Source organism: Brevibacterium iodinum ATCC 49514, from assembly GCF_900169265.1.
Taxonomy (GTDB): Bacteria; Actinomycetota; Actinomycetes; order Actinomycetales; family Brevibacteriaceae; genus Brevibacterium; species Brevibacterium iodinum.
On record NZ_FXYX01000008.1, the window covers coordinates 1 to 11,728 of the forward strand.

Genomic DNA, 11,728 nt, shown 5'->3' on the forward strand with positions numbered 1-11,728 from the left:
GATCCCGACGAGGACATCGTTCGAGTCAGTAGTTCTGAGGGTCATGATGATCGATGGGACGGTCAGTTCCTACTCTGCCAGCCAGTCCCAGACCAGCCACCATCAATACTCACAGTAGTTCTGGGAGCGGATAGAGTTGGGGGAATGAAGAAGCGCGCTCTCCTCGCCGGTGCACTTGCCGCCCCCACAGCCGCCGGAATCTGGGGTGCGGTCATCGAACCGCACCTCTTCGCCATCCGCCGCCACACCCTGCCGATCCTGCCTGCCGGAGCCGAATCCATCCGGATCCTCCACGTCGCCGACCTGCACCTGGCGCCCTGGCAGAAGCACCGTGGCTCCTGGGTCAAAGCGCTCACCCGGCTCGAACCGGACGTCGTCGTCAACACCGGTGACAACCTCTCGGCCGATATCGTGCCCGACGTCATCGACGTCTTCTCCGGTCTGCTCGACACACCCGGTGTCTTCGTCCTGGGGTCAAATGACTTCTTCTCGCCGCAGGCGAAGAATCCCGCAAAATATCTGCGCTCGCCGTCCGAGGTCAAACACCGAGTGACCCCCGATCTCGACGTCAAGGCCCTCGTCCGCGGATTCGAAGAACCGACATCCCCGTCGGACTCGACGGCCGGCGGTCAGGGATGGCATTTCCTCGACAACACCGAGGCGACCCTGACGATCAAGGGCACCCGGATCCACTTCACCGGGCTCGGCGACGCCCATATCGACCGCGACCGGATCCGCTGGAGTGGGGGAGCACCCGGCAAGGGTGTGCTCGAGCATCCGCGGTTCGATCCCGAGGCTGGCCTCAAAGTGGGCGTGACACACGCCCCGTATTCGCGGACCTTGGAGGCGTTCGCCTCGGCGGGGGCGGACCTCATCATGGCCGGACACACTCACGGGGGACAGATCCGCGTGCCCTTCTGGGGCGCGCCGGTGACGAACTGCGACCTCGATCGGACACGCGCACGCGGAGTCTTTCCGTACCGGAAGAGCCTCGTCGCCATCTCCGCCGGTCTCGGATTCTCACCGTACTCACCAGTGCGTTTCGCCTGCCGACCCGAAGTCAGCGTCTTGGAACTCGTCGCAAAGGCCTAACCCGTTCAGCGGTTTCTGAAGATTTGCACAAGGCAAATTCGTTAAACTGGCTACCATGGTGTCTCCTGAGTCAAACGCCCCACCCACAAAAATGGGCGCGTTCATGCAGTTCGTGGCCGTCAGCGCAGTGGCGGGGATCGTTGCTGCCGGTCTGGCCATTCCCGGAGTCGGTGTCGCAACCGCCAGTGCGAACAGCGCTGTCGAGATCTTCGATTCACTCCCCGCGACCTTGGAGATCAAGGACCTCGGTGAGAAGTCGACGATGCTTGCCTCCGATGGGTCCGAGCTTGCGGAGTTCTACTGGCAGAACCGCCAGGAGGTCCCGCTGGATAAGATCTCGAAGGATATGCAGAATGCGACGATCGCCGTCGAGGACTACCGGTACTTCGAACACGGCGGCGTCGACATCGAGGGCATCGCCCGTGCAGCGGTGCACAATATGGTGTCCTCGACGACTCAGGGCGGATCGACGCTGACCCAGCAGTATGTGAAGAACGTGCTGGCAGAGAACGCGCATGCCGAGGAGGACTCCGAGGGTGTCGCTGCGGCGAAGGAGTCCGAAGGCACCGCCGGCTACGCGCGTAAGCTGCGCGAAGCCAAACTCGCTGTCGCGGTTGAGAAGAAGTACGATAAGAAGGAAATCCTCAACCGCTACATGAACATCAACAACTATTCGGGTTCACCGAACGTCTACGGCGTCGAAGCCGCCGCCTACAGGTACTGGGGCATCCACGCGAAGGATCTCAACATCCAGCAGTCGGCGATGCTCGCCGGAATCGTGCAGAACCCCTCGGCGTTCAACCCGCAGCGGTTCCCCGACCAGGTGCTCAAGCGTCGCAACACTGTGCTCGGGCAGATGCTCAAGTACGACCACATCACGCAGAAGGAATACGACAAGGCGGTCAAGACCGACCTCGACCTCGACCTGCATGAGACTCCGAACGGCTGTTCGGCAGCCAAGAGCAAGGCAGAATTCTTCTGCAACTATGTCCAGAACGTCATTATGAATGATGACACCTTCGGCGACACGGCTGATGAACGCCTGGCCTTCCTCCAACGTGGCGGTCTGAAGATCAAGACGAGCCTCAATCCCGATATCCAGAAGATCGCGGATAAGGAGATCAAGAAGCGCGTCCCCGTCGGCGACCCCTCCGGCGCCGGTCACGCCCTCGTGACGATCGAACCTGGAACCGGTGAAGTCATCGCCATGGCCGAGAACCGCGAATACACCGCGGGAGAGGTCAAGAAGAAGGACAAGAACAAGAAGACCTCGATCAACTACACCGTCGACAAGAAGCACAACGGAGGCGGTGGCTTCCAGGTCGGTTCGACGTGGAAGCCTTTCGTCCTGACGGCGTGGCTGAAGGAAGGAAAGAGCCTCAACACCACCGTCAATGCGACGAAGCGCAACTTCCCTGCCAGCTCCTGGAAGTACGAGGGCTGTCCGAATATGGGCGGAGACTGGGACCCGAACAACGCCGGCGACGGTGAAGGCAAGGGTTCGATGACCGCGCTGGAGGCGACGAAGAAGTCCGTCAACACGGGCTACGCGGCGATGGGCAACCAGCTGAACATGTGTGACGTCATGGACACCGCGATGGACCTGGGCATCCGCTATGGCAGCGGAGAGGCGCTCGACTTCGAGGACAAGTCCGGCTTCATCCAAGCCCTGTCACCGTCGTCGATTCTCGGTACGACGGAGACCACGCCGATCGCCATGGCTGCGGCGTTCGCGACCTTCGCGAACGAAGGCGAATTCTGCGGACCGAAGCCGATCACCGAGATCAAGGACCGCAAGGGCGAGAAGCTCGACCTGCCTGGCGAAGGCTGCAAGCGAGTGCTCGACAAGGAAGTGGCCAAGGGCGTCGCCTTCGCGCTGACTCAGACGTTCAACGGCGGTACGACGAGCTCGCTGAAGATCGGAGTGCCGGCAGGCGCCAAGACCGGTACGACGAACTTCGAGGTCGGTCACACCTGGCTGCTCGGGTTCACCAAGACGCTGTCGACTGCGGTCTGGACCGGTGATCCGGGGGGCACTCGCGACTGGCGCACCAACGGCGCCGGCGCCGTCAGAGGCCACATCTACGGTGCGACCATCTCCGGTAAGACCTGGCAGGCATACATGAGCCAAGCGGTCAGGGAAACCAAGGGCAATACCGGGTTCCCGAAGCCCAGCAGCAAGTACTTCTCCGGCGGCGGCTCCGGCGGTGGCGGCGGTTCGTCCACCGGCGGCCGCGGTGGAGGCGGCGGTGGCGGTGGCGGAAGCCACGGCAACGGCGGCGGCACCGGTGGCGGCGGCAACGGCGGCGGTGGAGGCAGCAACTCCGGAAACAACGGAGGCGGCGGCGGAAACGGCGGCGGAAACGGCGGCGGAAACGGCGGCGGTGACGGTGGTAACGGCGGCGGCGACGGTGGTGACGGCGGCGGCGAGGCTCCTGGCCTCGGCGGCAACTGAGCCGATGATATGCCGGTCGTGACCGGCCGATAGCACCTAGCCGTGACCGTTCCTGTGAGGGCGGGGAGGATCAGATCCTCCCCGCCTTCTCTGTCTGACTTTCACGGGTGTCGCGGCAGCGAAACAGCAGTGACCGCCGTCCGCGGAACACAGGTGCCCAGCGTGCCCTGTCTGGGCTAGTGTGGGGAACGGACCAGCGTCGTCGACCGCCCCAGGAAAACCTGGTCACACCGGATCACCCGGACCGCCTCGGCGACGCACCGACAACTGAGGAGAACCATGACCAAGTGGGAATACGTCACCGTGCCGCTCATCGTCCACGCGACGAAGCAGATCCTCGACCAGTGGGGCGAGGACGGATACGAACTCGTGCAGGTCGTTCCCGGCCCCGACAACAACGGACTCGTGGCCTACCTCAAACGCCCCAAAGAGTGAGCTGAGCCGCCCGGACCGCTGACACCCCGCCACCGAAAGAAGAATCATGTCGAAGACCCTTGAGCGCCTGTCCGAACTCGGCCTCGAACTGCCCGAGATCGCCACACCAGCCGGCGCCTACGTCCCCGCACTGCGCACCGGGAACTACGTCTATACCTCGGGCCAGCTGCCCGTCGTCGACGGCAAGCTGCCTGCGACCGGTCACCTCGGCACGGACGTCGACCTCGACACCGGCTACCAACTTGCACGCACCGCCGGGCTCAATGCTCTGGCCGCCATCGCCGGAGTCATCGGCGATCTCGACAAGATCGTGCGCGTCGTCAAGGTCACCGGCTTCGTCAACTCCGCCGACGACTTCACCCAACAGCCGGCCGTCATCAACGGCGTGTCCGAACTCTACGGTGAGATCTTCGGAGACCGCGGGCAGCACGCCCGCAGCGCGGTCGGCGTGAACACTCTGCCTCTGGGCACCCCCGTCGAGGTCGAAGTCATCGTCGAGGTCTCAGGCGATGCCGCTTAGCGGACGCACACTTCCCGTCTCGTCGGAGCTGCGGTGGCTGCTTGAACACTGGCAGTCCGACGGACGGTGGCCCGTGCCGGAGGCCCCGCGCCCCACCTCGGCGATCGTGCTGATCCGGGACTCCGCGGACCGGCTGGAACTCTTCATCACCCGGCAACTCGATGCCCGCGGCGTCGAGGACCGCAACCGGTGGGCATTTCCCACCAGCAGCCTGCGCCCGGGTGATGTGCGGAAGCTGCCTCTGGCCGGATGGAATTCGGCCCGGTGCGCTCGTGCGCTGAGCATCGAGAACAAATCCCGCGCCCTGCACCATTTCTCCGCTGCCGCCCGAATCACCTTCGCAGCCACCGGAATCATGCTCGCCGAGGATGTCGATCGGGAGATCGTTGCCACACCGCAGACGGACTGGCACTCCACCCGATCGAGGCTGTTCTCGAACGAAGCGTCCTGGTCGCAGGTTTTACTCGACCGTGATCTGCGGTTGCGTCCCGACCTGTGCAAACCGTGGCTGCGCTGGATCAACACCCCCACTCAGCTGCACCGGTTCGACACCACCTATTTCATCGCCACCGTGCCCTTCGGCCAGGATGTCGACTTCCTGTCGCCGAACGAGACCTCAGCAGGATGGAAACGCCCCGACCAGATACTTGACGAGGCGGGAGGAGACCCCGACCGCATCAGCGCGCCCGCCCGCATCATCGTCGAAAGCCTTGCCGAGGTCCCGACCGTGGGTGCGGCCATGGCGCAGATACGCAACGTCCACCCGCTGCGTCCCGAGATCGTCGATGACGACGGCGACTGGAAGGTCGTCATCCACACCGGCAAGGACCCTCACAGCAAGGGCAGCCTGCGCGATCGGGCCGTGGCCGTCGGCGAGACCGACACCGACCAGAGTCCCGGCTTCCTGACATTCAGCGGTGACGATGACGAAACGACAGACGAGGAGAACGACGACTCATGAGAATCCGTGCGAACAACCCCGGCCCGATGACCCTGACCGGTACGAACACCTACGTTCTCACCAGCCAGGATGACACGTCCGCGGTCGTCATCGACCCGGGCCCGGAGCTGGCCGATCACCGTGAAGCCTTCCTCGCCGAGGTGGCCGACCGTGATCTGGCAGCGATCGTTCTCACCCACCAGCACGCCGACCACTCCGAGATGCTCGGGAGCATCGAGCAGTGGGCCCCCGAGGTTGCCGTCTACGCTGGGCTCGAGCGATTCGCCCGTCACACGGAACCGGTCAGCGACGGCGACGAGATCGCCTTCGGTGACACTCCGGCCGACGTGCTGCGCGCCGTTGCCACCCCCGGACACACGAGCGACAGCATCAGCCTCATCCACTCCGGAGCCCTCTACAGCGGAGATACGATCCTGGGGGAGGGGACGACGATCGTCACTCACCCCGAAGGCTCCCTGGGCGACTATCTGAATTCCCTCGACCGGTTGAAGGAGCTGTTCGATGCCGGGGAGTTCGCCATCATCGAGCCGGCCCACGGTGAGCGCATCGACGCCCCCGCCGAGGTGATCGACTACTACCGTTCCCACCGACTCGAACGCATCGAGCAGGTCAAAGCGGCACTGGAGCAGGGGGCGAAGACGGCCTCAGAGGTATGCGACATCGTCTACCACGACGTCGACTCCAGCGTGCGTCCGGCGGCCGAACAGATCGTCAAGGCTCAGCTGGCCTACCTCGACGCCCTGCCCGCCGCCGACGACGCCTGAGTCCCACTGTTGACGCCGGAGCTGCAGGCGCATTGAGTGCCCCGACGCGGCGCCTCACGCGACGTCTTCGGTCTAGCTGGATGACACACCACTCACGACTCGGGTTCTGATTCAGTCATCGAGTTCAAACTCGATGACTGAATCAGAACCCGAGTCCGAAGGCTCCCACACCTGACGCGACAGCCCCTGAGACGGCGAGCACTGGCCACGTCTCACACCTGCCCGGCCAGGACGAACGCCCCAGCCGAATCGGCTGGGGCGTTTGTGCGCTGTGGCGGTTTGGAAGCCGTGAGGAGGATCAGCGGGCGCGGTTGCGCATACGGTCCATGTCGAGGATGACGACGGAGCGGGCCTCGAGACGGATGAAGCCGCGGGCGGCGAAGTCGGCCAGTGCCTTGTTCACGGTCTCACGAGAGGCACCGACGAGCTGAGCCAGCTCTTCTTGGGTGAGGTCGTGAGCGACGAGCACACCGTCGGGAGCCGGCTTCGAGAAGCGAGCGGCGAGGTCGAGCAGAGCCTTGGCGACACGGCCGGGCACATCGGAGAAGACGAGGTCGCCGACGGTCTCGTTGGTGCGACGCAGACGCTGGGCGAGGGCCTTGAGCAGGTTCATCGCGGCCTGCGGACGCTCGTTGAGCCAAGTGGTGAGGTCCTCGTGTTTGAGGCTGAGCAGCTCCGACTGGGAGACGGCAGTGACAGAGGTCGAACGCGGGCCCGGATCGAAGAGGCTGAGCTCGCCGATGATCTCGCCGGGGCCGACCACGGACAGCAGGTTCTCACGGCCGTCGGAGGACTCTCGGCCGATCTTGAGCTTGCCCGAGGAGACGATGTAGAGCTCGTCACCGGCATCGCCCTCGTGGAAGAGCACGGTTCCCCGACGGAGACTCCGCGGGTTCATGAACTTCATCAATGCACTGGTGGCTTCATCGTCCAGACCTGCGAAGAGCGTCGCGCCCCGCACCACTTCAATATCCACTGGTTCCTCCTTGTCGTGATAATCACACACAAATCTACCTGGTCATCTGCACCGATACCAGCAAAGACGCGGGAGTGTGGCCCATCAGTATGAAATCCTCTCCCGCACCGCCCAACACGGCTCCCGTCCACACCATTCCCGCAGACGGCCAGAACAAGGTGCGCAGATCAGGTCGCGTGAACATGTTCCGCGGGTGTGACCGGCATGACTGCGGAATGACAGGGCACGGATTAAGATGGTGAGTCGTGTTGACTGTGGCAGAGAAGAGCGCGCGGAAGTTCGCGAAGGAGACCCCGCTGGGCCGGACCCGCCGGGCGCGGAAGATCCATCGCATCCTCGCCGAGGTGTATCCGAACGCGAAATGCGAACTCGACTTCGAGACCCCGTTCCAGCTGCTCATCGCCACCGTCCTCTCCGCCCAGACCACCGATATCCGTGTCAACTCGGTCACCCCGAGCCTCTTCGCCGCCTTCCCCGATGCCCACGCCCTGGCCGTGGCCAATCTCATCGAGGTCGAGGAGCACATCCGCTCCACAGGGTTCTACCGGGCCAAGGCCCGCAACATCGTCAAGCTCGCGAACGAACTCGTCGATGAATACGATGGCGTGGTGCCGAATAGGCTGGACAAGCTCGTCAAGCTCGCCGGAGTCGGACGAAAGACCGCGAACGTCGTCCTCGGAAACGCCTTCGACACCCCCGGGCTGACCGTCGACACACACATGGGCCGGCTGGCCCGCCGCTTCGGCTGGACCGAGGAGACCGATCCGGTCAAGGCCGAGCACGAGATCGCGGCCCTGTTCCCGAAGAAGGACCTCACCATGCTCTCGCATCGGGTGATCTTCCACGGCCGCCGCATCTGCCATTCCCGAAAACCCGCCTGCGGAGCCTGCCCCGTGACCGCGCTGTGCCCATCGTTCGGGATCGGGGAACTCGACCCGGCTAAGGCACGTGCCATGCTCCGGTTCGAAATGGCGCCCTTGGCCACTCCCGCCGAGGAGGCTGTCCCCGAGGACGGACAGTGAGCGCCCGAATCCCCGACCTTCCACCCGAATCGGCGACGATCGCCGATGGGGCCCTGCGCGGGCAGCTCGAAGATCTAGCCGCCTCGCACGGGTCCCCGCTGTGGCTGCGCCGAAAGAAGGAAGCCGCAGAGCAGTCCGCCCGCGACGCCGCCGTTCTCATGCTTTTCGGGCGCGGGGGAGAGCCTCGCACCGAGGCGGGAGGAGCAGAAGCATCGCGCCTGGCCGAACTCGGCGTCGCCGATGTCGACATCGTTCTTCTCCAGCGGGCCGCGAGCCTGCGCCATCATCCCGGACAGGTCGCCTTCCCCGGAGGCGGTCGTGACCCCGAAGACGATTCCATGGCGGCCGCCGCGCTGCGTGAAGCGGAGGAAGAAGCCGGAATCCCACCGGACACCGTCGAAGTTCTCGGAGAGATGGACCCGCTCTATATCCCCGTCTCGAAGTTCGAGGTCACTCCGGTTATCGGCTATTGGCGTCAGCCGGGCCGAGTCCAGGTGATGGATCCGCGGGAGTCCTACTCCGTCTATCGGGTGGCCATCGCCGACCTCGTCGCCCCCGCCAACCGCGGAACCTTCGCCCGTCCCGATCTGAAGATCTCGACCCCGGCCTTCGACGTCGGAGTCCTCAAGGTGTGGGGCTTCACCGCCGGCATCCTCGACTTCGCTCTCGAACACCTCGGCTGGGCCGGCGAATGGGACAAGAAGGCTCCCATCGCCATCGACTTCTGAAGCAGATGCGAAGGCGGCGCCGGACTTCGTGTCCGGCGCCGCCTTCGTTCCTGCCGCGGTTCTCAGATTGGGAGAGGTGTCAGTACCTGGGTCCCGAGGGGTTCTTCACTGCGCGCTTGACCGAAGCCACCAGCGACTTGGCCGAGCTGATCGCGGTGCCGGGAACCGGGTTGCCCTTCTTGAACAGCGGGAGGGCCACAAGGACGAGGATGATCGCAATGACGGCGAGGATGCCGAACACGATGAGGAAGCTGCCCCACCATGGCCAGCCCAGACCCTCATGGAATGCGGCCGCACCGGCGAAGATCACCATGAACGAGGACAGGAAGAGCAGGAAGAGAGCGACGATGGCCAATCCGGCACCGATGCCCAGGTTCTTCGCACCGGCAGTGGCCTCGGCCTTGGCGAGGGCAATCTCTTCCTCGGCGATCGCTTTGGAATCGTCGCTGATGCCTTTGATCAGTTCGCTGATGGACCGTTCGGCCATGAGAGCTCCTAAATCGAGAACGAGGACAATCTAACTTAAGAGTAGTCTGAACGGGCTCTGCGGCCAAAGGCGAATCGGCGGGGAACCGGGAAAACCCGTCGGATTCGGACGACGGCCGTTCTGCGGCAGAGTCGTCTGTCATCGACGGGTCATCCGATTTCGGCCTCAGAGCGAGGGGTTCAGGCTCCTGTGACGGACTTTTCGATCTGATCCATCACCGAGGCATCGGCCAGGGTCGACGTATTGCCGACCTCGCGGTTCTCGGCAACGTCCTTGAGCAGGCGACGCATGATCTTGCCCGAGCGGGTCTTGGGTAGGTCCGTGACGATGTGGACTTTCTTCGGCTTCGCGATGGGGCCGATGTCCTTGCCCACATGCTGACGCAGCTCCTCAGACGTCTCGGGGGAGTCCTCGACGCCGTTGGAGACGATGACGAACGCGACGACGGCCTGACCGGAGGTGTCGTCTGCGGCGCCGACCACAGCCGCCTCGGCGACCTTGGGATGCGCGACGAGCGAGGACTCGATCTCCGCGGTGGACAGGCGGTGACCGGACACATTCATCACGTCGTCGACACGCCCGAGGAACCAGATGTCCCCGTCCTCATCGCGGCGGGCGCCGTCGCCGGCGAAGTACGTGTCTTCGAACCGCGACCAGTAGGTCTCCTTGAAGCGCTCCGGGTCTTTCCAGATTCCGCGCAGCATCGACGGCCATGGGCGGCGGATGACGAGCAGTCCGCCTTCGGGACCTGCAGGGTTCTCTCCCGAATCATCGACGACGTCGACGGAGATGCCGGGGATCGGACGCTGTGAGGAGCCGGGCTTGGTTGAGAGCACGCCGGGCAGAGGCGCGATCATATGGGCCCCGGTCTCGGTCTGCCACCATGTGTCCACGATCGGGCAGCGCTCACCGCCGATGACACGGTGGTACCAGCGCCAGGCCTCGGGGTTGATCGGTTCGCCGACGCTGCCGAGCAGGCGCAGACTGGACAGATCGTACTTCGCGGGGATCTCCTCGCCCCATTTCATGCAGGTGCGGATCGCCGTCGGAGCGGCGTAGAGGATCGTGGCTCTGTACTTCTCGATGATCTCCCACCAGCGGCCCTGATGCGGGGTGTCCGGAGTGCCTTCGTAGATGATCTGAGTGGTGCCGGCGGCCAGTGGGCCGTAGGTGACATAGGAGTGACCGGTGATCCAGCCGACGTCGGCGGTGCACCAGAAGACATCGGACTCGGGCTTGATGTCGAAGACGGCTTTCATCGAGTACAACACCTGAGTGAGGTAGCCGCCGGTGGTGTGGAGGATGCCCTTGGGCTTTCCTGTCGTACCGGAGGTGTAGAGGATGAACAGCGGGTGCTCCGAGTCGAAGAATTCGCACTCGTGTGTATCGCTGGCCTGGCCGACGGAGTCCTCCCACCACTGGTCCCGGCCTTCGACCCAGTCGACGTCCTGACCGGTGCGCTTGACGACGAGGACGTGCTCGACGGGAGTGTCGCCCTGGGCGATCGCTTCGTCGACGGCCGGCTTGAGACTCGTGGGTTTGGCGCGGCGGTAGCTGCCGTCGGCGGTGATGACGACGCGGGCTTCGGCGTCGATGATGCGCGAGTGCAGAGCATCGGCGGAGAATCCGCCGAAGACGACGGAATGCGCCGCACCGAGGCGGGCACAGGCGAGCATCGAGATCACCGCTTCGGGGATCATCGGCAGATAGATGGCCACCCGGTCGCCGGTCTTCACTCCGAGGTCGGTCAGCGTGTTCGCCGCCTTCGACACCTCGGCGAGGAGTTCGGCATAGGTGAAGGTGCGGGAGTCGCCCGGTTCGCCTTCGAAGTTGATGGCCACCCGGTCGCCGTTGCCTGCGAGGAGGTGACGGTCGAGGCAGTTATAGGCGACGTTGAGCTTTCCGCCGACGAACCACTTCGCGAACGGCGGGTTCGTCCAATCGAGGACCTCGTCGAAGTCTTCGTGCCAGTCGACGAGCTCACGGGATTGTTCGGCCCAGAAGCCCAAGTAGTCCGCCTCGGCGCGTTCGTATTCATCGGCCTTGACGTTGGCGGCGGCCGCGAACTGCTCAGGTGGGGCAAAAGTCTCGGTCTGCTCGGCAGCGGTATCGGTCATGCTTTCCCTCCGACTTCGTTGGTGGATCGAAAATGCTAGTTGCACTGTATACCTGTGGTCGGGGGCTGGGGAGAGCAGTTTCACTCGATGAACGGGGAAATCGGGGGTAGCCACCGCGTATTTGTCGTGGTATGGCTCACATGATTTCGATGGCTGCGCGGCGACGGAAGG

The 11,728-nt window shown here is 64.2% G+C and carries 11 protein-coding genes; 8 read left to right on the top strand and 3 right to left on the bottom strand.

The features are described from left to right. The first annotated feature begins 144 nt into the window (after positions 1-144). From BI49514_RS07520 to BI49514_RS07540, 6 genes are all read left to right on the top strand, one after another. Positions 145-1,092, top strand: a complete 948-nt coding sequence (locus BI49514_RS07520; protein ID WP_101545690.1) for a metallophosphoesterase — start codon at positions 145-147, stop codon at positions 1,090-1,092. 103 nt (positions 1,093-1,195) lie between these two features. Next, positions 1,196-3,547, top strand: coding sequence for a transglycosylase domain-containing protein (locus tag BI49514_RS07525; protein WP_257904118.1), 2,352 nt, complete (start codon positions 1,196-1,198; stop codon positions 3,545-3,547). Between the two features lie 279 nt (positions 3,548-3,826). Beyond that, positions 3,827-3,982 carry a Sp36 family protein gene (locus BI49514_RS16535; RefSeq protein ID WP_009883339.1) on the top strand — a complete coding sequence of 52 codons (156 nt, stop codon included), beginning with the start codon at positions 3,827-3,829 and terminating at the stop codon, positions 3,980-3,982. Between the two features lie 46 nt (positions 3,983-4,028). Then, positions 4,029-4,502, top strand: a complete 474-nt coding sequence (locus tag BI49514_RS07530) for a RidA family protein (protein WP_101545695.1) — start codon at positions 4,029-4,031, stop codon at positions 4,500-4,502. Continuing rightward, a complete protein-coding gene (locus BI49514_RS07535; RefSeq protein WP_101545699.1) occupies positions 4,492-5,463 on the top strand; it encodes an NUDIX hydrolase in 972 nt (323 codons plus the stop codon). The genes BI49514_RS07530 and BI49514_RS07535 overlap by 11 nt, the downstream gene beginning before the upstream one ends. After that, on the top strand, positions 5,460-6,227 hold the full coding sequence (locus BI49514_RS07540; RefSeq protein ID WP_101545700.1) for an MBL fold metallo-hydrolase: 768 nt from the start codon (positions 5,460-5,462) through the stop codon (positions 6,225-6,227). The genes BI49514_RS07535 and BI49514_RS07540 overlap by 4 nt, the downstream gene beginning before the upstream one ends. Before the next feature lie 298 nt (positions 6,228-6,525). Here BI49514_RS07540 and BI49514_RS07545 read toward each other — a convergent pair whose 3' ends face one another. Beyond that, positions 6,526-7,203 (bottom strand): Crp/Fnr family transcriptional regulator, encoded by a 678-nt coding sequence (locus tag BI49514_RS07545; RefSeq protein WP_101545702.1) that lies wholly within the window; start codon positions 7,201-7,203, stop codon positions 6,526-6,528. A 245-nt stretch (positions 7,204-7,448) separates the two neighbouring features. Here BI49514_RS07545 and nth point away from each other — a divergent pair, with 245 nt between their 5' ends. After that, a complete protein-coding gene (nth, locus tag BI49514_RS07550) occupies positions 7,449-8,225 on the top strand; it encodes an endonuclease III (protein ID WP_101545705.1) in 777 nt (258 codons plus the stop codon). Continuing rightward, positions 8,222-8,953, top strand: coding sequence for an NUDIX hydrolase (locus BI49514_RS07555; protein ID WP_101545707.1), 732 nt, complete (start codon positions 8,222-8,224; stop codon positions 8,951-8,953). Before nth ends, BI49514_RS07555 begins: the two co-directional genes overlap by 4 nt. Positions 8,954-9,032: 79 nt before the next feature. Here BI49514_RS07555 and BI49514_RS07560 read toward each other — a convergent pair whose 3' ends face one another. Together BI49514_RS07560 and acs are read right to left on the bottom strand one after the other, a co-directional pair. Beyond that, entirely contained in the window at positions 9,033-9,440 is a 408-nt protein-coding gene (locus BI49514_RS07560; protein ID WP_101545709.1) for a phage holin family protein, read from the bottom strand. 179 nt (positions 9,441-9,619) lie between these two features. Next, on the bottom strand, positions 9,620-11,557 hold the full coding sequence (gene acs / locus BI49514_RS07565) for an acetate--CoA ligase (protein WP_101545712.1): 1,938 nt from the start codon (positions 11,555-11,557) through the stop codon (positions 9,620-9,622). Between the last annotated feature and the right edge of the window lie 171 nt (positions 11,558-11,728).

What these genes read in the sequence shown, in the direction of transcription:
- BI49514_RS16535 (WP_009883339.1), top strand. Translation starts at nt 3,827, where the DNA reads ATGACCAAGTGGGAATACGTCACCGTGCCGCTCATCGTCCACGCGACG.
- BI49514_RS07525 (WP_257904118.1), top strand. Translation starts at nt 1,196, where the DNA reads ATGCAGTTCGTGGCCGTCAGCGCAGTGGCGGGGATCGTTGCTGCCGGT.
- BI49514_RS07535 (WP_101545699.1), top strand. Translation starts at nt 4,492, where the DNA reads ATGCCGCTTAGCGGACGCACACTTCCCGTCTCGTCGGAGCTGCGGTGG.
- BI49514_RS07560 (WP_101545709.1), bottom strand. Translation starts at nt 9,440, where the DNA reads ATGGCCGAACGGTCCATCAGCGAACTGATCAAAGGCATCAGCGACGAT.
- BI49514_RS07530 (WP_101545695.1), top strand. Translation starts at nt 4,029, where the DNA reads ATGTCGAAGACCCTTGAGCGCCTGTCCGAACTCGGCCTCGAACTGCCC.
- acs (WP_101545712.1), bottom strand. Translation starts at nt 11,557, where the DNA reads ATGACCGATACCGCTGCCGAGCAGACCGAGACTTTTGCCCCACCTGAG.
- BI49514_RS07540 (WP_101545700.1), top strand. Translation starts at nt 5,460, where the DNA reads ATGAGAATCCGTGCGAACAACCCCGGCCCGATGACCCTGACCGGTACG.
- BI49514_RS07520 (WP_101545690.1), top strand. Translation starts at nt 145, where the DNA reads ATGAAGAAGCGCGCTCTCCTCGCCGGTGCACTTGCCGCCCCCACAGCC.